This window comes from Shewanella oneidensis MR-1 (assembly GCF_000146165.2).
In the GTDB taxonomy this organism is placed as follows: domain Bacteria; phylum Pseudomonadota; class Gammaproteobacteria; order Enterobacterales; family Shewanellaceae; genus Shewanella; species Shewanella oneidensis.
On record NC_004347.2, the window covers coordinates 1,570,387 to 1,594,212 of the forward strand.

Genomic DNA, 23,826 nt, shown 5'->3' on the forward strand with positions numbered 1-23,826 from the left:
AGATAATTCTCTCTCTCATTTCTGGAGTTGCTTCCACATTCATGGATAAAAGCATTTTCTTACCTTTAGTGCAAAATGCGGCTTTATTGCTGGCGCTGGTATTTTTGTATGATGCGATTCCTAAAAAGCATCAGCGGCAGTATTTTTTACTCTGGCGGCTGGGAATTGGCGTACTCATAGGTGGCATTGGTGTCGCGATTATGAGTACACCATGGATGTATGAACCTGGGATTATTTTCGATACCCGCTCAGTGCTTTTATGTGTTTCAGGTTTATTTTTTGGCGGTTTGCCAACGGCAATCGCCGTGGTTATCACTGCGCTTTATCGGCTGAGTATTGGTGGTGTTGCCATGTGGGTTGGGGTTGGAGTGATTATTACCTCTGGCCTTATTGGCGTGATATGGCGGCATTATCGTAAGGCCCACCTCGCGAGTATTTCGGGCACAGAAGTGATTAGTTTTGCTTTCTTAGTGCATTTAGTCATGTTGTCATGGTTTTTTCTATTGCCTGGCCAACATGTAGTACCTGTTCTGTCTAAAATCACCTTACCTATATTATTGATTTATCCCCTCGCAACATGGTTGTTGAGTCGTTTACTGTCCCGCCGCTTTGAATTGGAGCGAGATGAACAAATCCGTTTGCAAGATGATTTCTTGTTCCGTAGCCAATTTAACATCGGCAATATTGGGATTGCGATAACGGGTATTGATCAAAAGTGGATTAAAGTGAATCCAAGGCTTTGCCAGATGCTGAAGTACTCAGAAGATGAGTTGTTGCATATGACCTGGAAGCAGCTCACTCACCCAGATGATCTCGACGCTGATGTTGCCAAATTTGAGCAGATGCTTGCCGGTAATATTGATAATTATGAATTGGATAAACGCTTTATCGCGAAGAATGGCTCACTGGTTTACACCCATATGACGGTGGCCTGTAAGCGTACGAATCATCAGGTATTACTGGTGATTTCGGGGTATTTGGATGTAACAGCCCAAACCCTTGCCGATAGAGAAGTGCTTGCCAGTCGTGAACAGCTCGAATTGGTATTAAGCAGCAGCGATCTCGGGGTATGGGACTGGGACATTCGTAATGATCATATTGAGCGCAATACCCGCAGCGCCGATATTTTAGGGTGCGATATCGACATGCTTAATGCCAATAGTCGGCAGTGGATGGACTCGATCGTTGCTGAAGATCGACCTCAAGTGCTGCAATCAATTGAAGCCCACATCCGCGGAGAAACGCCGCAGCATAAGATGGAATACCGCTTAAAAACCCTCAACCGTGATATTCGCTGGATATTAGATACGGGCAAGGTAGTGAGTCGCGATGCCAACAATAATGCCCTAAGAATGTGCGGTACTTATACCGATATCACCGAAGCTAAGTTGATTGAAGAGTCCTTAAAACTCTCGGCATTGGTGTATGACAATAGCTCAGAAGCCATGAGCGTGCTCGATGAAAATGGTGTGATTATTACCGTAAACGCCGCCTTTACTGATATTACCGGTTATAGCGAGTCTGAAATCCGTGGGCAGCATATTCGTATGATGTATTGCGACCTCAATGGCCATGAGTTTTATCAGCAGATGAATGATGATATCCGCAATAAAGGCGAGTGGCAGGGTGAGATGCGCCAACGGCGCAGAAACAATGAAGAATATGTGATTTGGTTAACCATCAACACCATCAAAGATAAAGATGGTTTACCGCACCGCCGTGTTGCACTCTTTTCCGATATTACCGATAAAAAACAAAGTGAACATTTAATCTGGAAGCAGGCAAACTACGATACCTTAACCGGCTTACCTAACAGGCGCATGTTGCTCGAATATTTAAGTGCCGAAATCAAGACGGCCGACCGCAACCGTAATCACTTTGCGTTGATGTTTCTCGACCTCGATTACTTTAAAGAGGTTAACGATACCCTAGGTCATGCCATGGGGGATTTATTACTGATTGAAACCGCAAGCCGCTTAAAATCCTGTGTACGGGACGCTGATGTGGTAGCGCGACTTGGCGGTGATGAATTTACCGTGGTGCTCAGTTCAATGGCGGATCATAAGGGGATTGAGCGAGTTGCTGAGCATATTTTAAGGCGTATTGCCGAGCCCTATTACTTAGGTGAAGAAACCACCCATATCAGCGCGAGTATTGGGATCACGCTTTATCCGGACGATTCGCCCAGCATTGAGGGCTTGCTAAAACATGCGGATCAAGCCATGTATGCGGCAAAAGATCAGGGGCGCAACCGGTTTAACTACTTTACGCCTTCGATGCAGGAATACGCAAAATATCGCATGCGATTAATCCACGATCTCCGTCAAGCGGTGCTTAATAAAGAATTTGAGCTGCACTATCAACCGATAGTGACCATGGCGACTGGTGAAGTGCTTAAAGCTGAAGCCTTGTTACGCTGGTTCCATCCGGAGCGGGGCTCGGTGTCGCCGGCGGAGTTTATTCCCGTCGCTGAAGATACTGGGCTAATTGTTGAGATTGGTAATTGGGTATTTGAACAGGCCGCGCGCCAAAGTGCCCAGTGGCGCAAGACACTCGGCGTTGAAATTCAGATCAGTGTTAACAAATCGCCCATTCAGTTCCGTGATGAGGGGGCATTGTTACACAATTGGCTCGAGTTACTGCAACAGCTTGATGTCACGGGGGCGGGCGTTTGTGTGGAAATTACCGAGGGGCTATTGCTTGATGCCAGCATGGGGGTGACCGAAAAACTGTTAGCCTACAGGGATGCGGGCGTACAAGTATCTTTAGATGATTTTGGTACCGGCTATTCATCACTGGCGTATTTGAAGAAATTCGATATCGACTATTTAAAAATAGATCAATCTTTTACTCGCAATATTGATACGGATGAAAACGATCACACCTTGTGTGAAGCCATTATTGTGATGGCCCATAAATTGGGCATGAAAGTCATCGCCGAAGGGGTTGAGACTGAGGCGCAGCGGCAGGTATTGCTCAGGGCTGGCTGTGATTATGGCCAAGGCTATTTATTCTCTAAACCGGTGAGTGCCAGTGAGTTTGCCAGCAAGTATTTGCTGACCTAAACACCTAGGCGAGAACGGTTTATCAAGCGCGCAGCGTTTTTGCCTATAAATCGGCCGCGAATTTTGCTAGACTCCGCGGCCCCATTTAAGGGCATGATGCAGAAAATTAATAATGTTGAAGAGTACAATAAGTCATCTCTTCGATTCGTCTCTTGTTTACTGCGCATTTAGCAATTCTACCGACTAACACCTAAGAGTTCCTATGAAATTTGACACACTCGGCTTATCTTCACCTCTTTTGAATGCGATAACTGAGTGTGGCTATCAGCAGCTCACTCAAGTGCAACAACAGGTTATTCCCCTCGCGTTAGTGGGTAAGGATATTATGGCCTGTGCTCAAACGGGAACCGGTAAAACCGCTGCCTTTGCTTTACCCGTGCTAGAGCAATTAGCTGCCAAGCCTGCCGATAAACCGTTGCTGCGTGCCTTAGTGATGACGCCAACCCGAGAATTAGCGATTCAAGTTTGTGCGAATATTCAAAAATATAGCCAATTTTTGCCCCTCAAAACCTTAGCGGTTTATGGCGGTGCGAATATGAATCCCCAGCGCAAAGGGGTCGAGCAGGGCGTGGATATCCTCGTCGCCACTCCAGGGAGACTATTTGATATTATTGGCCAGTTCAATTTAGATCTGTCCAGTGTAACCACCTTAGTGATTGACGAAGCGGATCGTATGCTCGATTTAGGCTTTGTACGCGACATTGAAAAGGTGAAGCGCCTTATCGCGCCAGTACATCAAACCATGCTGTTTTCTGCTACCTATAGCGATGCGGTGAAGCAGCTCTCCCATAAGATGCTTAATCAACCCCAGTGGGTTAATGTTGCAGAAAATACCACGGCATCGACTGTAGAACAGTTAGTGTATCGGGTCGATAAACGTCGCAAAGCAGAGTTATTATCTGAGCTGGTGGGGCGTAATAATTGGCGCCAAGTGTTGGTGTTCGCCAGTACTAAGGAATGCGCTGAGCATTTATTGCAGGAGTTAACGCTCGACGGCATTAGCGCAGGCGTCTTCCATGGGGATAAAACTCAAGGGGCTCGTAATCGTGTGCTCGATGATTTTAAAGCTGGAAAACTGCGCGTGTTGGTGGCGACCGATGTTGCTGCCCGCGGGCTTGATATTCAGGCGCTGCCCTTAGTGATAAACCTAGAGTTGCCTTTTTTGGCGGAAGATTATGTCCATCGTATTGGCCGTACCGGCCGAGCAGGACTGTCAGGTCGAGCCATTTCATTTGTCAGTCCCGCGGATGATGAAATGCTCGCTGAGATTGAAGCTTTAATTGGCGAAAAACTCCCCGTCACCGTCCAGCCAGGTTACGAAGAAGGCACACCACTTCCGGCGCGTTACCGCGATCTGCCCGTGGTAACCACCAAGACAAAATGGAGCTATAAAGCGCCAAAGGATCGCACTATTGGCAAATCAAGTGCTGGTGGAAAGTCGAGTGAGAGCCAAGCCCGAGCGAGAAAATCCCCTTCCCGTGAAGGTAAATATTCAAAAGATAAAGCTAAAGTTAGTCCATCTCAGCCTCAGCGTTCTGGTGGCAAGCCCCATAGCGGCCACAAACTAAAGTAGTGACTGCCAATTCCCAATCGACCTGAATATAGGTGTTTCAATCCTTGTCAGGTTTTGTGGGGATATTCCTTTATCAGCGCGCCCAAGGCGCGCTTTTTGTTGAGCTTTACGTTGAATATCCCTACACTCGAATGCCCCTAAACGTTGCCAGTTCCCCCGCGAGTGTTGCCCATGATAGTCAAAGCCATTCCCACCAATATCATCACAGGTTTTTTAGGTGTCGGTAAAACATCTTTAATTAAACAGCTACTTAAAACCAAACCCGAGGGGGAGACTTGGGCCGTATTGGTGAATGAATTTGGTGAAGTAGGCATTGATGCGTGTCTTTTAGCTGCAAACAACAGTGGGGTGCAAATTCGTGAAGTCGCAGGTGGCTGTATGTGCTGTGCTGCGGGCGTACCGACCCAAGTGGCTATCAATCAACTGATCGCCCGAGCTAAGCCTGATAGATTGCTGATTGAACCTACGGGATTGGGGCATCCTAATGAAATCATCAAGGTACTCAGCGCCCCCCATTATCAACATGTTATCCGCCTTCAAAGTACCTTGTGCCTTATCGATGCCCGTAAATTAATGGATGAACGCTACCGCGGGCATGATAATTTTATCCAGCAGTTGCAAGTGGCCGATGTGATTATCACAACCAAAACTGATTTATACCCTGAGTTTGAAGCGCTACATGACCAACAATTGGACTTGGAATTAGCTCAGTATCTCAATGCGTTACAACTCGTTGATACGCCAGTTGTGGAGCATAGTGCATCGCAAGGCTTATCAACTCGTTTACTTGAATACCTTAAGCAGCCACGGCGTGATATACCGAGGGCGCCGAGCTACAAAGCCGCTAGCGTGGTGAGCCAACCTCAGAGTTTACTGCTTAATAGCGCCGAAACATTGGGATTACAGGGCGTATTTGCAAAGAGCGTTAGCGAGGATGGTGATTACATTGAACCGCAAGAGAGGGTACGTAAGCAAAATCAAGGTGAGGGCTGTTTTAGCTGTGGATGGGTATTTAATCCTTTACAAGAATTTGATTTTGATAAGTTAATGCAATTTATCTCCGAACAGACTCAAGTGAATCCTACTTTGCTGCGTGTGAAGGCTGTGATGATTACGAGCGATGGCATAGCTGGGATCAATTGGAGCGATGGGGATATGGCTGTCACTGAACTTGATGATAGCCTAGATTCTCGGCTGGAGATGATTGCAACCCAAGATTTGGATTGGGATCGCATCGAGCAGGCTTTGGTTGAGTGTTTAGTTGGTTAATGGAAGACGTTGATTAATCGGTGAGTGTTGAATTAGGAATGGTGACACCTCGCTCTTTTGCCAGTGTAGCCAGTTCCCCACTTTGAATCATATGTTGCATAAAGTGGTCAAAATTTTGCTTAAGTGCTTGAAATTGTGTTGATTTAGGGAAAGCCATAAACCCATCTTGGATATCAATTGTTGGTAGAATCGGTGTTATTGCTTGTGGGATCTTGATTTGCGCGAGCACGGCTTGAGTATTGCGTACATTGGTTGCAAGCAAATCAAGATCGCCGCGGGATAAGCGTTCAATACCGCTTTTTAGATCGGTAAATTCATTGATCGTCAGCTCCTTAGTTCGTTCGGTAAATAAATAGCCGTAACTCCAGCCTTGCATCTTACCTATTCTTAATCTGTTGATGCTGGCATAGCTGCCATCCCAAGATGTGGGACTATTGACTCTGGCATAAAAAACAATTTCATCGCGGTAAAAGGGCTGAGCTGAAAAGGCTAAGCGCTTTTGCCGCTCTTCAGAAACATAGGGACCAATTAAAATATCTGCTTGGCCACGCTCGACCATAGATTGAGCTCGGCGCCAAGGGGTTATTTGATAGTGAATAGTCACTTGTTGTTGCTTGGCAAACCGATTGAGAATATCCACCCCTAAGCCAGTGTATTCACCATTCGATTGTTGTTCAAAAATTTGGCTAAAATGAGTGCCAACGGCAAGTAATTCCTGTGCTTTTACGGGAAAACCTAAGCAAACGAGTGTCAGCAAAATTAACCTTATTAAGGTGTTATTTGATGCCATGGCATTCCTTTGATGGTTGTTAATCCCTATAGGAATATAGCGCAAGTATGGGGAGTGTGTTAATCGAATGGCCGCTCACTCTGGATATTGGCAAATTGTACATTGTTACGTATTCCTATCTGCGCGTACCAGTCCTTCACTTAAGAGCAACTAATCCCGATAATAAAAATATAACTAAATAAATTTATTGATAATTTGCCCATTTGTAAACGCAAGTTTATTGGTTTAAATTTGTATCATTGCCCTCTTTTCTTAATGTGGAGAGGCTTTTATTGTTCAGGCAAGTTCAAGCAAACTGGGTTATGCTGCGCCGCAAACGCATATTTTTGGAAAATAGTGAGTCCATGAAGTTACAGCACATTGATAAAGCCCTTTACCGCAGCAATATGAACCTGTTTATGATGGTCTTAGTCTTGGCCTTAATTATCTGCTCCCTTGGCTTTGGGGCGGGGTTGATTGCACTTTTTGGCGTTGAGGCTGTGCCTGGAGAACCTACGGGGAATTTCCATTGGAATTTACTTGGGGTGATATTGGCGGCATTGCTTTGTAGCGCCATCGTGTATCAGCTAAAAACTCAGCCTTTTTTGAAGGAAATTTATTATGTATGGCAGTTAAAGCAACTGCAAAATCGCATTTACCGTAAGCTGAATAAAATCAAAGCCGCAGCCACGAGCAATGATATAAATGCATTGATTACACTACTGTTTTACTTCACCAGTTTACGACAGGTGTATTTGCTGGATGATAATACGCTGACTTTATCAGCCGTTGATAAGGAGCTAACGCAGGTACAGGAACAGTGTGAAGCTTTAGGATTAACGCTATCGGCTGAGCAATTTGAGGTCGAACTGTTAGCGGGGTTTTAACCTATCTAATACCAATCGTATTAAATATCTGTTCATTCAGCGGGAGTTAAACGGGCTTTAGACAAGGCGAAGGCTTGAAGGCATAGTGGTGCTCTGAACTGATTAGATATTTAATGTGATTGATATAATCATTGAACGATTAAATAACTTATTGAGCTTTAAAAAAGTGAGTGCCTACACACTCACTTTTTTATTGGGATCAGTTAAAGGCGTGCATAACGCGGTTAATCCATTAGTGTGCTGCTTGCTGCGCTCTTTGCAGCGTCAGTAACCACTTACCATAGAAATAAATACCCACCGCTGAAATGGTACCAATCGCCGCAATAATATACCAAGCCATACCGATATTATGGCTGTTGTACAGGAGTTGAGTGAGGTCATGGGCATTTTCGCCAGTAAAGCTCACTAGAGTGGTAAAAGCTTCCCCCTGCGGAATGGCGCTTACATCTGTAGGGCTCATGCCGCGCTCAAGTAATAAGTCGCGTGAAAACAGCTCTTTTGATGCGTAAATTTCATAGAGCTTAGGGCCAAAATAGCCTTCTAGGCCCCAACCAATCCCTTGAGGAAGCATTACAAAGCCAAGGTACATGGCTTTTTTACCTTCGGGGGCAATGTTGCCCATAAACTCGTTTTTCTTCGGGCTAATCATCATCTCGCCAATAGAGAACATGGCAATGGCGAACACAATAAACCAAGCAGCATGGAAGGCGCCGATAAACACAAAGGCTAAAATACTAAGTAAGCAGCCAATTAACATGACGGTAGTAATACGATATTTGGCGGTCAGAGCGGCAACTAAAAAGCAGCTGGTCATAATTAGGCCGGCGTTGAGGTTAAGCATGCCTTCGGGCATGACCTTAGTACCTTCATTATTTAACCCGAGCCAGAATTGTAAAATACCGTTGCTAGTGCCTTCGCTACCAAACAGGCTGGTGACAATCACACTGGTGTCGACCCATTCAGAAATATGGATGGGCAACACATCAAACAGGGAATTGAACAAAAACCAAAAGCCTGAAAACACCAGCATGTAATAAATCACAATCGGCTTTTTCAGCTCATGCCAAGCATCGCGCCACAGGGTTTCTTGCTTTATGTCACCGGATTTAATTTGTTGATTACGGGCGAGGCGTTCGGCTTTACCCGGTTCGGTATAGGTTAATAAAAACAGGAAGTTTAGCGAGATAATCGCGGCGCAAGCATAAAACACATTATCCCAAGAAAGCTGGCGCATATGCACGGCAACCAATGGGCCCAAAAAGCCACCGATATTCACCACTTGGTAAAAAATCCCCCAGGCCATCGAGGTGTTATTGCGGTTGGTGGAGAGCACTAAAGTGCCTTGGATGCCGGGTTTAAATATCCCAGTACCGATGGCGAGTAGTAATGAACCCGATAAAAAGCCCCAAAAGGTGGGGAAAAATGCCATGGTCAAATAGCCCATGATTTTAATGATGGTGGAGCCAAAAATGGTTTCCTTATAGCCGACCCTATCGGATATCCCACCGGTAAAAACGGGCACAAAGGTCTGCATAATGGCCCAAAGAGAAATAATGATGCCATAGTCACTCAGACTAATACCCAAACCACCCGCCGATTCAGGCGCTTTTGCGTATAGGCCCGCACTGGCTTTAACGCCGTAATAAGCAATCCGTTCGACCAGCTCCATGCCGCCCACTAACCAAAAAATATAACTTAGGCTAGTGATGGAGGCCCACATGCCTAACTGCTTGACTTCGCGCAGATCATTCTCTGCATTTGGACTATTGTGACTCATGTCCTTTCCTTTATTATTGTTATTGAATTTAATTGTACTAATTGATTATTAATTAGATAGTTAACTCAATTGTATAGGCAAATAATACCACGATAACTAACCGCTATGGGGTCATTTAAGCCTACACTTTACCTAATTAAGGGTTAAATACCAAAAAGTAGTTAAAAATGATTAGTTTTGCCACAGCTGTTATTTAGTGGTTGCTAAATTGTCGCGGCGGATTGGTAAAAGTGTATTGTCAGTAAGATATTGTGCAGATTCGTTTTTGTGACAACGCAATCGTGCTAATCGGGTTTGGTATTAAGGTAAAATTTAGGTACAATCCTCTGCCGCATTTTTGTTCATCCCTTATTGATTTGTGTAAATATCATCAGAACAAAGCCTGTGCGCCCTGCCTTTCTTTTTTGTGAGACTTGGTTATGACTGCAATTTCCCATAGCGCAACGGATCAACGCCTGCTGCAAGAGCCGATCGCTAAGCTTTTCTGGCGCTATACCATACCGACAATCGCCTCCATGCTGGTGACAGGGGTGTATGTCACAATCGATGGGATCTTCGTGGGTCACTATCTGGGTGAAACGGGGCTTGCGGGCATGATGTTAGCCTATCCCGTCGGCGCGATTTTATATGCCATCGGCGCCATGATTGGCATGGGCAGCGCGGCCTTAGTCTCAATCAACCTTGGGCAAGGCAATGTTGCCAAGGCACGTAAATTACTCGGTAATGCCTTTAGTTTATGTTTATTAGCGGGGGCATTTTTTGCTTTAGTGGGTGGGGTCTTCTCTCGGGATATTTTAATTGCCCTTGGCGCTGAAGGAGAGATTCTCGAAAACGCCAACGAATACTTATTCTGGTATTTTGCGCTATGCCATTTCCCCATCATTTCAATGGCATTTACCACCTTGTTGCGTAATGACGGTCGCCCGTCCATGGTCACCTTCGTACTGATCTTAGGCGGTGTGCTTAACACCTTTTTAGATTGGCTGTTTATTGTGGTGTTTCCCTTTGGATTAGCGGGCGCGGCGATTGCGACCATGCTGTCACAGGCGGTCACCGGACTGCTATGTTTGCAGCATTTTTTTGGCGCGCGTACTCAGCTCAAAATCAACCTCGAGCAGATGAAGCTTAAGCTTGATAACTGCATCAATATCGCCCGTGTTGGATTACCAAGCTTCTTGATGAACTTGTATCTGTCGATTGTGTTAACCTTGCACAACACGGCTTTTTTGTGGGTTGGCGGTCCATTGCACGTGGCGGCATACGGGGTGGTTAGTTATACCGAAGCGTTTTTCTATTTGATTTTTGAAGGTATTGCCCTCGGCACCCAACCCATTTATAGCTTTAATGCAGGAGCAGGGCGGTTTGATCGGGTAAAGCAAGCACGTAATATTGCCTTTAGCATGACCCTACTCACCGCCGCGCTTGGCTTAGTGTTAATTTACTCGCGCCCTGAGTGGTTGGTGTATTTGTTCGCTGGCGATAATCCAAGTCTTACGCCGGTTGCGATTGAAGGGATGCGTTGGTATTTTTGGGGCTTGCCGATGGAAGGCTTGATCTTAGTTGGCGCGAGTTTCTTCCAAGCGATTAATTGTTCAAAACAGGCATCGATTTTAACTGGCGCAAAACTCATACTGATTGCTGCAATTATCTATTGTTTTGCTTGGGCTTTTGGCGTGATTGGCGTTTGGGTGTCGCTCGCGACCTGTAGCACTATGCTGGTGATTTGGATGTTTATCGCCATGCAGCGGCTTAAGGTTAACGCCTAACGATATCTTTATGAGCGAAACCGAGTTAGTACTAGCGTGTCGGCATGCGCTCTGATACATTTCGCTGGTTTAATCCCAGCTTAAAATTAGCTCAGTTTTTAGCGTGTGTTTTATCGATAAAATACCGCTAGCGACTGACGGTAAAAGCCGGTGGATAGGGTAAAATTCTGGGCCGTTCTTTGAGCTCTTCGTATGTTATTTATGTTTTATGAGGCTTTTATGCGCACCGCTGCAGTCATCTCAATGCTGTTGTTTGGCGTGTTAACCAGTGTTAATGCCAGCGCCAAAGATAATGAGTTAGTGTTTGCTAGCGATTTTGAGGGTAACCGCTTATCCCAACCTTGGTCTTGGATCATGGGTTGCCAATTTGATGGGGCAGAGCCCCACAGTGGCGAGAGCGCGTTGCTATGTGCCGAAGGCAATAGCAGTATTGTCAGTAAATACCCCGTGTCCGAAGCGGGGCTGTTGGAGTTTTGGGTGAAAACTCAAAATATCCAAACTCAATACCGGATTAATGTACTCACATCGCCCGTATTAAAACTGGATGCTCAGTGGCAGAATGTGGCGCTTATCGATGTTACTCCTGGCACAAATGAATATTTGGCCCACAGGGTATCGATTGACGATCCGAGCCGCCAATATATTCGCCTCGATATCGAAGCCATTAATGGCCCTATCAGTTTGGATGACTTAACCCTAGATAAAATTCGCTTGGATATTGCCCTGCAAAAAAACGAGCAAAAAATCATTGGCGGCATTTTAGATAAGCTTAAAGAAGACAAAAACTACGAGGTTCAGGCTGAATCTTTTAGAACCCTAGGCAAAAACTACGCCGCCCAGCTCGAAAGCCAAAGACAGTACCTTGAGTATTCTAATGCGATTTATTCCAGTATCACCTTTGTATTGGCGACCTCTGAGCGCAACAAGATGTCTAACCCTTTGGGTTATAACACCTTTCGGTCGGTATTAACTGATGCTAAGCGGATTGCGTCGCCCATTCAGCAGGCGCGTTTAGGCTCTATGGTCAAACCCTTTGGTGATTTAGCCACAGCGACCCTAAATGTGGTGAGTGCTGGTGCCTATTCAGCCTTTGCTGAACCCTTTAAATCCTTCCTTGCTGCCACCTTTGACCGCTCAAACTACGACAACAGCGATTTAAGTCGCAGTGATAAAAAGTTTGCCGAGGAAAACGGCCTTAAGATTTACCAGCAGGCCGAACGCTTTATGGCCGAAATCGAGAAAGAGCTGCAACAAGTAACGGCTCTCGATAATGATTTAGTCAGTATGCAGAAGAACTTAGACAATTTCCGTAAGGATTTGGACAAGCATCTGCGCAGCTACCTGCAACATGCCAGCATTGCCCGCACACCCGAAAATTACAGCAAGGTGATGAGCAAAGATGAGCAGACACGCTCGGAAATAATGGCCGATGTGAATACCAATATCAGCGCCAAAGCAGAAGCCTTACTTGCCTCTAATAGTAATGCTGAGCTGGTGCAATACATGATTAAAACGACTGAAAAAATGGATGAGTTTCAGGAGTTTAAAGAGCGTTTTAATCAAATCACCTCAGCGATGTTAACCTTTTACGACCGCTTTGAACGCTCGATTGCCGCCGAGCAAAATCCCTTTACCGACCCAAGTGATAGGGCGGTATGGGAGCAACATGCTCAAAGTGCACGCAATTATATTCGTCAATCGAAGGAAGCCTTTACTAAAGCCTTTATGTAGCGACTTGTTATAGAAAGGTTTACTGGGCTTGTTCATCACAATGGCAGCGAAGTTTTTTCGCTGCCATTTTTAATATGCGCAATATTACCAAAGCGATCGTTTAATAAGCCATTTTAATCTGAGCGTGTTGTAGGCAAACCGAAAGTACATTATGTTGTTGATTTAGAATAGCGAGTTGTTTGGTTTTATTAGTGATGGAGTCGTTGACATGGAGTTTCAGGCAATCCCAATTATGCGGATTTTTGATGAAGACAAAGCCAAAGAGTTTTATCTTGGCTTTCTTGGCATGGAGTTAGATTGGGAACATCGTTTTGAAGAGGGTTACCCCATTTATATGCAAGTTTCGCTTGGCGATTTTGTTTTACACCTAAGTGAACATTCCGGTGACTGCACGCCTGGCAGTAAGGTTTTTGTTAATGTCAGCAACCTAGATAAGCTTTTTACACAAATTACTGCAATACCATACAAATATAATAAGCCAAGCATTGAAGAGGCAACTTGGGGAGCAAGGTGTTTCACTGTGACAGATCCATTTTCAAACAAGATATTGTTTAATGAATCATCAGAGACATAACAAAAATATGTTATTTCCAGCAAACAGTGCTGGCTGTGACGTCAAACCGCCGCGTAACTTTTCGCGTTCAATCTGGGCGTTAATGATATGAATATCGAACGCACATTTTTCTATTACGAAAAAATTAGAAAACAACAAGCTAAAATGATCGCATTTAATATGCTATTTTTGCCCGTTATCCTCTGGCTTATTTTGATATTGATTCCAAAAAATAATCCTTTTTATAACCAATTTTTGTTTTACGTAAAATATATTGCTGTGACTTCTGAGCTTGTAATGTTGTCGCTAGCAGCATGGTTGCTTACTCATCCTGCGAAATTTTATATCAAGCTTACAAACTCCGAGTTCAGCTCATTTCATCCGACTTTTAAAGAGTGCACGTTCAGCGTAAATCCACAAGACATTATTGAAATTAAGCAAAGCACAGATATAGGTGCAGACGCTAGCCTCATTTCTGTGAAAATTAATAATGGTTCATCAGTTTTATTGAGTCCTAACTATCCATATAAGCGAAGTGAACTATACGATGCATTGCGATTAGTTAATCCAAATATAAAAACGCCCAAGAACACTTGGTTGTTCCCATATAAAAAGTAAAAAATCAATTTTTGACAGGCTTATCTTAAAAATGGGATGTCATGTCCTGCAACTCACTGTAATCCTGCTTATCTAAACCAATCACTGCCCATTTGTTCTATTGGGTGGATTAGCACGTCTTAAATACACCATTTTTAAGGCAAAACTGGATAAGGCAAAACTGGACATATATGGACGTTCCCGGTGAGTCAAGACAATACTCTGCTCACCGAAAAGGCAAAACTGGACACCCATCTTTAATAGCGCTGCGGTTAACCTCCGACTATGCTTTGGTTAAGCATTAAACAAGGAGGTTTGTATGCCGCGCCCTCGCAGAACCCAGATAAGTCTTGAAGACACGCCTTATTACCATTGTTGTAGCCGCGTTGTTCGCCGTGCATTTTTATGTGGCGATGATGCCTATTCTGGTAAAAACTATGACCATCGTCGTGGTTGGGTAGAATCGCTACTGTTTGAACTTGAAGCGGTTTTTGCTATTGATGTGGCAGCGTTTGCGGTGATGTCGAATCATCTGCATCTGGTGCTGCGAGTCGATATCGACAGTGCCAATCGTTGGACTGACCGCGAAGTACTTGAGCAGTGGCATAAGTTGTTTAAAGGCGATGAATTAACGCAAAAATTCGCCAAAGGTGAGTTAGTTGAAGCCTATGAGGTCAGCAGATTAAAGCATTCCATCGCTCTTTATCGCAGTCGTTTGTGTGATATTTCATGGTTTATGCGCTGTTTGAATGAACCTATCGCAAGGCAAGCAAATCAAGAAGATAACTGCACAGGTCGCTTCTGGGAGGGGCGGTTCAAATCCCAAGCCCTACTCGATGACGCCGCTGTATTAGCTTGTATGACTTACGTCGATTTGAATCCCATTAGAGCGCAACTCGCTGATACACCAAAACAATCCGACCATACCAGCATTCAGCTACGTATTCGGGCCGCATTAAAAGGCGAGCAGCCGAGCAATCTACTGCCTTTTATTGGTAACGAGTGCGACAACCAACCCAATGGCATTGCGTGTGCCTTAACGGATTACCTTCAATTAGTGGATGATACTGGCCGAATTATTCGCAACGATAAACGTGGATACATCAGTGAAAATAGCGCCAAAATACTGACAAGATTAAATATCCCCCATGACAATTGGCTCAAGCTGACCACCGAGTTTGGCAAGCTATTTCATGGTCCGGTGGGTACACTGCAAGAACTCACTGATTACTGCGAGCATCTAGAAAAGCGACGACGGCACTTTGCGTCAAGCTGCCAGCACTTGCGCTGCAACTGACAACGACTTATATAACTTCGAAAATAACCCTTGCTGAGTATCTCCTAAGAACTGGGATGATTTACCTCGTCTGAAATACACCATTTTTTAATGAATTAGTGCTATTTTTTGCCTCAGAAGCTGCCCCTACGGCTTTTGATGACTCTCATTTAAGCAATTTTAACTCGTACAAGTTGTAGACAAATCGAAAGTGCATTATGTTGTTGATCTAAAATGGATGGCCGGATTTTTCTCCGGAATTAGGTCATCAAGGCTGTGACTTGCTAGCAAGTCTTGGGGGAATGCCATGGCAACCTCCTACCATTTAAGCGATATCCTTCAGCAGCACTTAGCCCACTATCAACAGCAGCATAAACTGACCGAGCAGCAAGCTTTGGTCTGCCAGCATATTCAACAGTGTCGCACGCAAACCTTAGGGATGCAGCACTGGCGTTGTGATACTTGCCAGTATGAGCAGCAGGTGTGTTGCTCCTGTGGTGACCGGCATTGCCCTCGTTGTCAGGGAAGGCAGACGCAAGCGTGGATTGCTACGCAGCAGGCGCAAGTCTTGCCTTGCCGCTATTTCCATTTGGTTTTTACCTTACCCCACGAGTTGAACATCTTGGCGCACTATGCTGCCAAGCCGCTCTATAGCGCGTTGTTTGAATCGGTGTGGCAGACGCTGGCGCAGTTTGGCATGAAACGGAAACACCTTCAGGGTCAATTGGGTTGCACTATGGTGCTGCACACGTGGGGGCAGACCTTGAGTCAACATATCCACTTGCATTGCTTAATCCCTGGTGGGGTGGTGACGTCAGCGGGAGATTGGCATGGCGTGAAAACGGATTATCTGTTTCCGGTTAAAGCCTTGTCCACCGTGTATCGGGCTAAGCTATTACGGGCACTGCGACAACATGAGCTGGCTATTCCAGCGGCTGAAACCTTAATGGCAAAGCCGTGGTGTGTTTACAGCAAAGCGTGTCTAAGCCGCGCCGAAACCGTGGTGGAATACCTTGGGCGTTATACCCGTAAAGGCATGTTGCATGAATCAAGAATTGCAGAAGTGACCGCAGACCATGTCCGTTTTAACTACAAAGACTATCGTGACGGTCAGCAGCATAAGCAAATGTGGCTAAGCTGTGATGAGTTTATCCGCCGTTATTTACTGCATGTGTTGCCCAAAGGGCTGATGCGAGTGAGACATTTTGGTTTTCTTGCCAATGCTTGCCGCCGCAAAAAGCTGGCGCTCATCCTGCGGCAACTACGTAAGCCGCAGGTGGTATTGGCGAGTCCTTTGGTTAAGAAGGACTGTTTGTGGTCATGTCCGCAATGCCAGTTAGGTCATTTGCAGTTTATTGGGTTGATAAGACCGCAGTCGGTAGTGATGATAAACAGCCAAGGTCAGCCAGTACGTATGTCAGGATAACCACGCCCTCAAGACGTAGCGTAACCGACAGCGAAAAGCAGCCAGCCTTATGGGGTTAAGCCGATGAGGGGATAGGGTATGAGTGTCAGCCTGAATCTGGGGCCAAAATGCTGTCAACCAAGGTCAACAATCAGTCAGAAGTGAGTGTAAAAGAATGAGAAAGCAAAAACGATATCAAGTGATTACCCTCCAAACTGTATAAAAAACCGCTACCGCAAAAAAACAAATTCCTATAGCATCATTTATACCAATTGACATGGATGTGGCAGCGGCCAAGTCCAACAAGCGATTTATGCCCTGCAAACAGCGCTGCGCATAAATACTAAGACGTTAGGTGTTTTAATGAAGCAATCTGAGTCTGACAAACTTTTGAATAAGATATTAAAAGAAAAATCAAATCGTTTTGGTTGGAAATTCAGCCGCGGCTTCGTCTTCAAGAAAGATAAGGCTTTATTTTTCACGATCTTAATTACGGGCCAGCCGAAGACAAAAAGGCTATCTTGGTCTATGAGCTTTAAGCACTATGATTTTGATGAAGTATTTTGGGATGTCGTTAAGCTGCCGGAGAACAAAAAACAACCGCTTAGTTTCCGGGCTTGTGGAGCTTGGGTGGCACCCAGTATGGAAATTCAAAGTGGCAATGTAACACTGAACAAATGGGAAGAAGAAACCATATCAGAAGAAGTAACTAATATTTTTGAGCTGCTTTCTCCCATAAGTGTTGAAGTGGCAAATACCAGTACCACTTACAAAAGCAACCTTCTAGTCTTGGAGAATTTCTTTTCGCAGTTAATAAGTAAACACCCAAATGCAATCCGAACTGTATGGGTCGAGAAACTCTTAACTTGCTTACTCGAATCCCAGCTTGATGAAGCTAAAAAAATAGCTAATGCAAGAATAGAATCAGGTGATTCAGGTGGTTTCAATTATGCGGGCAGCTCGTTTTATCAATTGGCAAGCGAATACATTGATGCAGCCGAAAAAACCTAACAATTCGTTCAAGTGGACCGCGCTAAGCGCGGCCAATTAACTCCAGCGTTAGTTGTCGTAGAGATGGAGCGTTGTACATGTTTAAGAAGTTTATTTTTTCGTTAGTTATGATTGCGTCTCTTACTGGTTGTAGTGCAACAGGCCCCAAATTTACTCAAACGGAAGCGCCCGAGGTAAATAAAGCTAAAGTGTACTTTTATCGTCCTTGGGCCATGCTAGATGGCGCCGCAGCTCCTACGGTACAGATAAATGGGGTAGATAGTTTTGAAATCAGTAATGGCGGCTTCCATGTATTGGACCTTAATCCAGGTAACACTATAATCGCAGTCAAAGAGGGCGGCATTATGTCCAACTGGCGTGCCGGATCATTGCAAATCTCCTTCGATGTTCAAGCCAATAACATTTATTTTGTTCGCCTAACTGCCGAGCTTGCTAACGCAGCTTATCTTGGAGGCGTGGCCAGTATTTCTGGTAATTATTCGCTTGGGTTAGTTAACCCAGAAACTGCAGCTAAAGAATTGAGTGAAACCAAGAAAAACTAACAAGGCAAGTCAGCATCGCACCTTCGGTGCTGGACTCGCTAACGCTCGCAGTTGCTTGCGGCGTTATGCAAAGAAGAGGAAACTAATGACCTATAAAGTTCTATGGAAAGAATTGTGGCTGAGCCTATCAAAATACATGGCTATCGCAATCACCATCCCAGTTCTAATTGTTTTTGCAATTCGTTATGTAAAGTATGGCTTTGACTTTGGTGCAGCATTTCCTCATTTGAACCTGATCAACTCCTTAAAAATAGGTTCTGGAATTGTCTTATTTTGTATTGTCTTCGCATGGCTTATTGTTCTGGTCTAATCCCATCGGACACTTAATTTTGAGACAGTATGGTCAATAAATTAAGAGGTCTATATGAGTCTGAAAAAATCACATAAGAGTTATCCGCAGGCATTTAAAGATGAAGCCGTCTTGATGGTGCTGGAGCAAGGTTATAGCGTTGCCGATGCGGCAAAGTCTCTTGGAGTTAGCACGAGCCTGCTTTACAACTGGAAGGAAAAACACGAAGCCCTGCAACAAGGCATCACCTTAGAAGAGTCTGAGCGTGATGAGTTGAAGCGATTGCGTAGAGAAAACAAAGAATTACGCATGGAGAAAGAAATTCTAAAAAAGGCAAGCGCCTTCTTTGCGAGAGAAATGAAGTAAGATTTCGTTTCATCAAACTGCAATCTCACCTGTTTCCCATAACACTGTTATGTCGAGTAATGAGTGTCAGTAAGTCAGGCTATTACGATTGGCATAAACGCCCTGCAAACGTGATAAGCGTTGAAACACTGAAGCTTTATCGCCTTGTTCGACAGCTATTTAAGCAAAGTCGAGGCAGCTTAGGGAATCGTGAAATGGTGAAGAAATTGCGCAAGGAAGGCTACCAGGTTGGTCGCTATCTCGTTCGTAAAATTATGCACCGCCTTCGACTCAAAGCAACCCAGCGATGTGCTTACAAGGTGACGACACAGCGAAAACACTCAGATGCAGTGGCTGATAACCTGTTAAACATGAACTTTAATCCAGTATCGGCTAATCAGGTCTGGGCGGGTGACGTGACCTATTTAAAGACGGGTGAAGGCTGGATGTACTTAGCTGTGGTGATGGATTTATATTCACGCCGGATTGTGGGATGGCGCATAGACAAACGCATGACCACAGATTTGATATCCAAGGCATTAATAAAAGCCTACAACCTGCGACAACCAGCGCGAGGGCTGGTATTTCACAGTGACCGAGGCTCGCAATATACCAGTAAACAATTCGGTAGGCTGCTATCGAGCTATGGTATCCGAGCCAGCATGGGTGATGTGGGTGCGTGTTGGGATAATGCCGTTGTTGAGCGATTCTTTGGTAGCTTGAAACACGATTGGATTTTTAAAGTTGCTCAACCAACAAGGGAGTTTATGAAGCAAGATGTGACGGCTTACATCAAATATTACAACTTGGAGCGACTTCATTCTGCTAATAACGATCTGTCACCTGTAGAGTTTGAGAATTCTCAAGTAAAAGTGTCCAGTTTGGGTTGACCAGTACACACAGCCTTGTGGGTTGGAATGGCCAAAATCACTATTAGCAATGGCACAATTCAGGGGAGAAACTATTGGGGCTTTAAAAATAGCTTCCCATTAGCCGAATCAGTTTCATCATATAACTTTAGCAATAATGGAATTAATGCCATTGTTCTTGTTAGTAGAAACAGTGGGAAAATTTACATCTCAGTTCATACTGAGAAATTGAATGAGCTACTTGAATTAATTGAACCATTTATACTTAAAAACAATGAAACAAATGCATAACAAAGTGCTGCAACTCGCGCACTGCGTGCGCTGGACAGTTTGTAAGTTGCGGCTTTGTGGTTTTGCTGCGCAAAAGTATTCCACAAAACCACAACTTACAAACTGCCGTTGAGCACGGCGTTAGCCGTTAATCGGGTTTTATAGTTTTTGGCAGGTTTAGCAGCCAACACACCAGGGAGGTGGCTTTGTTCGGGCAGTTCGTTGCTCGGGTAAAGTGCAAACGGAAATTGCGTTCTTCGTTTCCCTTCTGGTAGTTTGGTGTTCACCAATTATTTACAGGTTCTGCTCAGCGCTTTATGGCAGCCAAGCTGCAAAAGTCAGCTGTTTGCGGGGTAAGTTTTAAATTTGCACATGCGGCGTTGTTGGTGTTTTCGCGTTGCCCTTATCCGGGCTCTCGGCTAACAAATCGCGGCACTTGCGGCCTTCGGCCGCAGCGACGTCAACTGCGATGCAGTTGCCGCGCGTGCGCTCAGCGTTAATCCATAGAAATTTTTATCCGAAATTCACCTGATACAACCGATGACCTGACACGCATTTGTCCATTAGCTTTTTACGTACATATAGCAAATGGATAGTTAAAATTGGCATTGGGGCTCCAGTGACCGTCGGCGACATGGAGGTCGCCGTCGAGCCTATAAGGACATATTCACGGCGAGTCACTGGAGAAACAATGACAATAAACTTGTTGAGCAGATAAAATGACTATTTAGCTTTTGAACCAAAGCGTTTTATCTACACATTCATCCCAACAAAAAGCCGCCCATTAAAGACGGCTTTTGTAGGTTTAACCTCTTAGCAATTAAACCAGATACACATTTAAGCTGCAGGCACCGTGGGCGCCGACGACGAGGGCTTGCTCGATATCGGCGGTTTTTGAAGGGCCTGCGATAAACACGCCAAACTCGCCTGCATCTAAGGTCACTTCTTTCGCGGCCTGATGCATATTTGGCACAATTTTATGGATGGGTAAGGCTAAGATCAGGTTTTCACAGATAAAAGGTGTCACTCTGTGGCCGAGATTCTTATTGTTTACCCAAATGGCACCATTTTCGGCAACACCTACATCCCCAGGAATAACCGCATAATCGATATCCCTGAGCTCGTGAGCCGTTGGTGGCACATCACGGTTTGCCGTGACGCCCTCAACGAGGGAGATAACTTGTAAGCCTTGGGCAATCAGCTCATCCACTTTGGCTTGCAGTGCCGCAAGGCCGCCTTCGCGGTGCAGTGTGCCCGCCACGGTTTTAAGATTGGTTTCAAACTGGCCAACCAGATCTTCAACCCTCGGGGCGACATCGATGCTTGGCATAGGATGGTTTGTTAAAGCCGACAGTTTGAGCGCATTGAGAATTTCGTGCTTACTAGACATCTTATAGGCTCCTGTGTTTCTTAAACCAAGCTTCGAAGCTGGAGTTGGGGGCGACGGGCAGCTCACGGTATTTACCCCAAGCTCCGCTAAAGGGTTTGAGCAGACTGCCGGGCAGAATGCGCAGTGCGGTGCGGGCCGCGCCCATAGAGCAATTGAGCAGAGTCGTGCTAGCCATAAATTTACCCACTAATGGCATATAAGCATTTTTGCCATAAGGGAGTTTTCCTGCTTCGGCCTTAAGGCGTCGATGGTGGTGAATAATCTTATCGAGCGGCACCTTAGTCGGGCAGACATAGGTGCAGCTGCCACACAGAGTACAAGCCCAAGCGATGGAGTTGGTATTATCATGGGTGGCACCCACGGCAATCCCAATCGGACCGGGAATGGTGTAGTTATAGCTGTAACCACCGGAGCGGCGATATACCGGACAAGTGTTAAGGCAGCCACCACAGCGAATACATTTTAATGATTCGGCAAGGATTTTATCCTTCATCATCTCGGTGCGGCCATTATCGACGATAATCACGTGCATCTCACCATCGACCTGTGGGCCACGGTAGAAGGCGCTGTAGGTCGTCACCGGTTGGCCGGTCGCATTGCGCGCGAGGGTACGCAGCAATACCGCTGCGCTGTCGATATCGGGGACAACTTTGTCGATCCCCATCGAATGCAACTGTAATTTGGGCAGGTTAGCGCCCATATCGGCGTTACCTTCGTTGGTACAAACGACCACGGCGCCCTTATCGGCAATCGCCATGTTTACCCCTGTCATGGCGGCATCGGCGCTGAGGAATTGCTCACGCAAATGGGCACGGGCGGCACGGGTTAAATACAAGGGATCGGACTCGCCAGCCTTAGTGCCTAATTTGTCATGAAACAGATCGCCCACTTCCTCTTTTTTCATGTGGATAGCGGGGACCACAATGTGCGATGGCGGCATTTTCGCGAGCTGAATAATCCGTTCACCTAAGTCGGTATCAATCACTTCAATCCCACGTTGCTCCAAGTAAGGGTTGAGGTGACATTCTTCGGTGAGCATGGATTTAGATTTAACTAATTTTTTGACCTTATGGCTGGCTAAGATCTCGTGCACGATGCGGTTGTGCTCGGCGCCATCTTTTGCCCAATGCACTTTGATGCCGTTGGCAAGGCAATTTTGCTCAAAGGTTTCAAGGTATTGTGCAAGATTGGTTAAGGTATGCAGTTTGATTTCAGAGCCCAACTGACGCAGTTGCTCCCACTCGGGTAAGCTGCCAGCGGCGCGATCGCGTTTTTCCCTCAATAGCCAAAGGGCTTTCGAGTGCCAGTCAACTCGGGTTTCATCGCGGCAGAAAATATCGGCCTTATAGGCGTGAACCTGTGAACCCATTGCCTCGTGATTATGCTGATATGCCATAGTGGGTCTCCTAGAGCGCGGCGTTAAGCACTTGCGCTATGTGACGAATTTCAATCGGCAGTTGCTGTCTGCGGATCAAGCCGTCGAGGTGTAATAGGCAGGAAGGATCGAAGCCGACCACATATTGTGCGCCTGTTGCCGCATGGGCTTGGGCTTTATCTTTGCCCATCTTAGCGGAAACGGCTCCTTCATCGACGGCAAAAGTACCACCAAAGCCACAGCATTCATCGCGACGGTCTGGATAGACAATGTCGATTCCGGCGATATTGGCGAGCACAGCTTCAACTTTGTTGAATCGTGGACCCATTTGTTCGCTTGGCGTAGCAAGGCTGAGCATACGAATGCCGTGGCAGCTGAGTTGCAGACTGATCTTATGGGCAAAAGGCTTGTTAAAGGCTGGAATGGGGGCGATATCGTGAAGGAATTCGGTCAGTTCATAGAGTTTGTTGATAACGGCTTGGGCTTCTGGGCTGTTATCAAACTCATGGAAGTTTTCTTTGGCGGCCACTAAACAAGAAGCGGCAGGGCAAACTATGGCATCACATTCCACACCTTTGAAGGCATTGAGTAATTTCAGGGTGGTACTGCGTGCTGCATCGAAGCAACCCGAGTTGGTCATCGGTTGGCCACAGCAAGTTTGGCCTGCGGGTAGAATCACTTGGTGTCCGAGTTTTTCCAGTAATTCCAACGTGGCAATGGCCACATCTGGCATCATTTGGTTAACGAGACACGGGATGAAAAGGGCGATTTTCATTGTGCTTTCTCTTTCTTGTGAGTGAACGACATTGCCTTGCAGTGTGAGCCCAAAGTCCACACTAATGCTAAGGTAGTTGATCCAATATAGGCTTATCCGAAGTAAATAAGTAGCCCTAATTTAGTAAATGAGCTAGTAGATTTTTGCAAAAATGAGAAGAATTTAACAATATGATTTTAAATAGTTAATTTTGATTTTATTTTGAGATTTATTTCTTTAACTTTGCAAACTTGTCGATAAATGAGAATAGTTGTCTTCTAAAGAAAAACGGGGCTATCTTTAGCCCCGTTTG

The 23,826-nt window shown here is 45.4% G+C and carries 21 protein-coding genes; 15 read left to right on the top strand and 6 right to left on the bottom strand.

Translation table 11 applies throughout. From position 1 onward, the window contains the following. Nucleotides 1–41: 41 nt before the first annotated feature. From SO_RS06960 to SO_RS06970, 3 genes are all read left to right on the top strand, one after another. The gene (locus SO_RS06960) at nt 42–3,065 is read left to right on the top strand and encodes an EAL domain-containing protein (protein ID WP_011071683.1); all 3,024 of its coding nucleotides are present in this window, start codon (nt 42–44) and stop codon (nt 3,063–3,065) included. A gap of 202 nt (nt 3,066–3,267) precedes the next feature. Beyond that, nucleotides 3,268–4,638 (top strand): DEAD/DEAH box helicase, encoded by a 1,371-nt coding sequence (locus tag SO_RS06965; protein ID WP_011071684.1) that lies wholly within the window; start codon nt 3,268–3,270, stop codon nt 4,636–4,638. Nucleotides 4,639–4,809: 171 nt separating this feature from the next. Further along, nucleotides 4,810–5,907 (top strand): CobW family GTP-binding protein, encoded by a 1,098-nt coding sequence (locus SO_RS06970; protein ID WP_011071685.1) that lies wholly within the window; start codon nt 4,810–4,812, stop codon nt 5,905–5,907. Nucleotides 5,908–5,920: 13 nt separating this feature from the next. Here the strand turns inward: SO_RS06970 and SO_RS06975 are convergent, their stop codons facing one another. Next, entirely contained in the window at nt 5,921–6,697 is a 777-nt protein-coding gene (locus SO_RS06975) for a substrate-binding periplasmic protein (RefSeq protein WP_011071686.1), read from the bottom strand. Nucleotides 6,698–7,041: 344 nt separating this feature from the next. On the opposite strand from SO_RS06975, the gene SO_RS06980 reads away from it, so the two are divergent. Continuing rightward, complete coding sequence (locus SO_RS06980; RefSeq protein ID WP_011071687.1) at nt 7,042–7,563, top strand: DUF3087 domain-containing protein; 522 nt, start codon at nt 7,042–7,044, stop codon at nt 7,561–7,563. A gap of 232 nt (nt 7,564–7,795) precedes the next feature. Here the strand turns inward: SO_RS06980 and SO_RS06985 are convergent, their stop codons facing one another. Then, nucleotides 7,796–9,340 carry a peptide MFS transporter gene (locus SO_RS06985; RefSeq protein WP_011071688.1) on the bottom strand — a complete coding sequence of 515 codons (1,545 nt, stop codon included), beginning with the start codon at nt 9,338–9,340 and terminating at the stop codon, nt 7,796–7,798. Nucleotides 9,341–9,759: 419 nt separating this feature from the next. Between SO_RS06985 and SO_RS06990 the strand changes: the two genes are divergently transcribed. The 11 genes from SO_RS06990 to SO_RS07040 all read left to right on the top strand — a co-directional run bounded on the left by SO_RS06990 (nt 9,760) and on the right by SO_RS07040 (nt 20,015). Next, nucleotides 9,760–11,106 (top strand): MATE family efflux transporter, encoded by a 1,347-nt coding sequence (locus SO_RS06990; protein ID WP_011071689.1) that lies wholly within the window; start codon nt 9,760–9,762, stop codon nt 11,104–11,106. 219 nt (nt 11,107–11,325) lie between these two features. Then, nucleotides 11,326–12,837 (top strand): BAR domain-like protein A BdpA, encoded by a 1,512-nt coding sequence (gene bdpA / locus SO_RS06995; RefSeq protein WP_011071690.1) that lies wholly within the window; start codon nt 11,326–11,328, stop codon nt 12,835–12,837. 208 nt (nt 12,838–13,045) lie between these two features. Next, nucleotides 13,046–13,411, top strand: coding sequence for a glyoxalase superfamily protein (locus SO_RS07000; protein ID WP_011071691.1), 366 nt, complete (start codon nt 13,046–13,048; stop codon nt 13,409–13,411). A gap of 87 nt (nt 13,412–13,498) precedes the next feature. Continuing rightward, nucleotides 13,499–14,008 carry a hypothetical protein gene (locus tag SO_RS07005; protein ID WP_011071692.1) on the top strand — a complete coding sequence of 170 codons (510 nt, stop codon included), beginning with the start codon at nt 13,499–13,501 and terminating at the stop codon, nt 14,006–14,008. A 298-nt stretch (nt 14,009–14,306) separates the two neighbouring features. Then, on the top strand, nt 14,307–15,284 hold the full coding sequence (locus SO_RS07010; protein ID WP_011071693.1) for a transposase: 978 nt from the start codon (nt 14,307–14,309) through the stop codon (nt 15,282–15,284). Nucleotides 15,285–15,570: 286 nt separating this feature from the next. Then, the gene (locus SO_RS07015) at nt 15,571–16,689 is read left to right on the top strand and encodes an IS91-like element ISSod25 family transposase (RefSeq protein WP_011071694.1); all 1,119 of its coding nucleotides are present in this window, start codon (nt 15,571–15,573) and stop codon (nt 16,687–16,689) included. A 342-nt stretch (nt 16,690–17,031) separates the two neighbouring features. Continuing rightward, nucleotides 17,032–17,679, top strand: a complete 648-nt coding sequence (locus SO_RS07020; RefSeq protein WP_011071695.1) for a hypothetical protein — start codon at nt 17,032–17,034, stop codon at nt 17,677–17,679. A 77-nt stretch (nt 17,680–17,756) separates the two neighbouring features. Further along, a complete protein-coding gene (locus SO_RS07025) occupies nt 17,757–18,221 on the top strand; it encodes a DUF2846 domain-containing protein (RefSeq protein ID WP_011071696.1) in 465 nt (154 codons plus the stop codon). Continuing rightward, nucleotides 18,202–18,531, top strand: coding sequence for a hypothetical protein (locus tag SO_RS07030; protein WP_164925659.1), 330 nt, complete (start codon nt 18,202–18,204; stop codon nt 18,529–18,531). Before SO_RS07025 ends, SO_RS07030 begins: the two co-directional genes overlap by 20 nt. 54 nt (nt 18,532–18,585) lie before the next feature. After that, nucleotides 18,586–19,745, top strand: a protein-coding gene (locus SO_RS07035; RefSeq protein ID WP_141135407.1) for an IS3-like element ISSod1 family transposase whose coding sequence is annotated in 2 segments (ribosomal slippage) — nt 18,586–18,835 and nt 18,835–19,745 — 1,161 coding nt in all. Because the reading frame shifts where the segments join, the coding sequence is not laid out codon by codon here. A 27-nt stretch (nt 19,746–19,772) separates the two neighbouring features. Further along, on the top strand, nt 19,773–20,015 hold the full coding sequence (locus SO_RS07040; RefSeq protein ID WP_164925660.1) for a hypothetical protein: 243 nt from the start codon (nt 19,773–19,775) through the stop codon (nt 20,013–20,015). A gap of 95 nt (nt 20,016–20,110) precedes the next feature. Here the strand turns inward: SO_RS07040 and SO_RS07045 are convergent, their stop codons facing one another. The 4 genes from SO_RS07045 to SO_RS07060 all read right to left on the bottom strand — a co-directional run bounded on the left by SO_RS07045 (nt 20,111) and on the right by SO_RS07060 (nt 23,534). After that, on the bottom strand, nt 20,111–20,281 hold the full coding sequence (locus SO_RS07045; RefSeq protein ID WP_164925661.1) for a hypothetical protein: 171 nt from the start codon (nt 20,279–20,281) through the stop codon (nt 20,111–20,113). 533 nt (nt 20,282–20,814) lie between these two features. Continuing rightward, entirely contained in the window at nt 20,815–21,384 is a 570-nt protein-coding gene (locus SO_RS07050; protein ID WP_011071697.1) for a LutC/YkgG family protein, read from the bottom strand. A 1-nt stretch (nt 21,385) separates the two neighbouring features. After that, entirely contained in the window at nt 21,386–22,780 is a 1,395-nt protein-coding gene (locus tag SO_RS07055; RefSeq protein WP_011071698.1) for a lactate utilization protein B, read from the bottom strand. Nucleotides 22,781–22,790: 10 nt separating this feature from the next. Continuing rightward, nucleotides 22,791–23,534, bottom strand: coding sequence for a (Fe-S)-binding protein (locus tag SO_RS07060; RefSeq protein ID WP_011071699.1), 744 nt, complete (start codon nt 23,532–23,534; stop codon nt 22,791–22,793). Nucleotides 23,535–23,826 lie beyond the last annotated feature (292 nt).

Excerpts from the sequence above, each read along its gene's own strand:
- SO_RS06960 (WP_011071683.1), top strand. The coding sequence starts at position 42 with ATGGATAAAAGCATTTTCTTACCTTTAGTGCAAAATGCGGCTTTATTG.
- SO_RS06965 (WP_011071684.1), top strand. The coding sequence starts at position 3,268 with ATGAAATTTGACACACTCGGCTTATCTTCACCTCTTTTGAATGCGATA.
- SO_RS06970 (WP_011071685.1), top strand. The coding sequence starts at position 4,810 with ATGATAGTCAAAGCCATTCCCACCAATATCATCACAGGTTTTTTAGGT.
- SO_RS06975 (WP_011071686.1), bottom strand. The coding sequence starts at position 6,697 with ATGGCATCAAATAACACCTTAATAAGGTTAATTTTGCTGACACTCGTT.
- SO_RS06980 (WP_011071687.1), top strand. The coding sequence starts at position 7,042 with ATGAAGTTACAGCACATTGATAAAGCCCTTTACCGCAGCAATATGAAC.
- SO_RS06985 (WP_011071688.1), bottom strand. The coding sequence starts at position 9,340 with ATGAGTCACAATAGTCCAAATGCAGAGAATGATCTGCGCGAAGTCAAG.
- SO_RS06990 (WP_011071689.1), top strand. The coding sequence starts at position 9,760 with ATGACTGCAATTTCCCATAGCGCAACGGATCAACGCCTGCTGCAAGAG.
- bdpA (WP_011071690.1), top strand. The coding sequence starts at position 11,326 with ATGCGCACCGCTGCAGTCATCTCAATGCTGTTGTTTGGCGTGTTAACC.
- SO_RS07000 (WP_011071691.1), top strand. The coding sequence starts at position 13,046 with ATGGAGTTTCAGGCAATCCCAATTATGCGGATTTTTGATGAAGACAAA.
- SO_RS07005 (WP_011071692.1), top strand. The coding sequence starts at position 13,499 with ATGAATATCGAACGCACATTTTTCTATTACGAAAAAATTAGAAAACAA.
- SO_RS07010 (WP_011071693.1), top strand. The coding sequence starts at position 14,307 with ATGCCGCGCCCTCGCAGAACCCAGATAAGTCTTGAAGACACGCCTTAT.
- SO_RS07015 (WP_011071694.1), top strand. The coding sequence starts at position 15,571 with ATGGCAACCTCCTACCATTTAAGCGATATCCTTCAGCAGCACTTAGCC.
- SO_RS07020 (WP_011071695.1), top strand. The coding sequence starts at position 17,032 with ATGAAGCAATCTGAGTCTGACAAACTTTTGAATAAGATATTAAAAGAA.
- SO_RS07025 (WP_011071696.1), top strand. The coding sequence starts at position 17,757 with ATGTTTAAGAAGTTTATTTTTTCGTTAGTTATGATTGCGTCTCTTACT.
- SO_RS07040 (WP_164925660.1), top strand. The coding sequence starts at position 19,773 with ATGGCCAAAATCACTATTAGCAATGGCACAATTCAGGGGAGAAACTAT.
- SO_RS07050 (WP_011071697.1), bottom strand. The coding sequence starts at position 21,384 with ATGTCTAGTAAGCACGAAATTCTCAATGCGCTCAAACTGTCGGCTTTA.
- SO_RS07055 (WP_011071698.1), bottom strand. The coding sequence starts at position 22,780 with ATGGCATATCAGCATAATCACGAGGCAATGGGTTCACAGGTTCACGCC.
- SO_RS07060 (WP_011071699.1), bottom strand. The coding sequence starts at position 23,534 with ATGAAAATCGCCCTTTTCATCCCGTGTCTCGTTAACCAAATGATGCCA.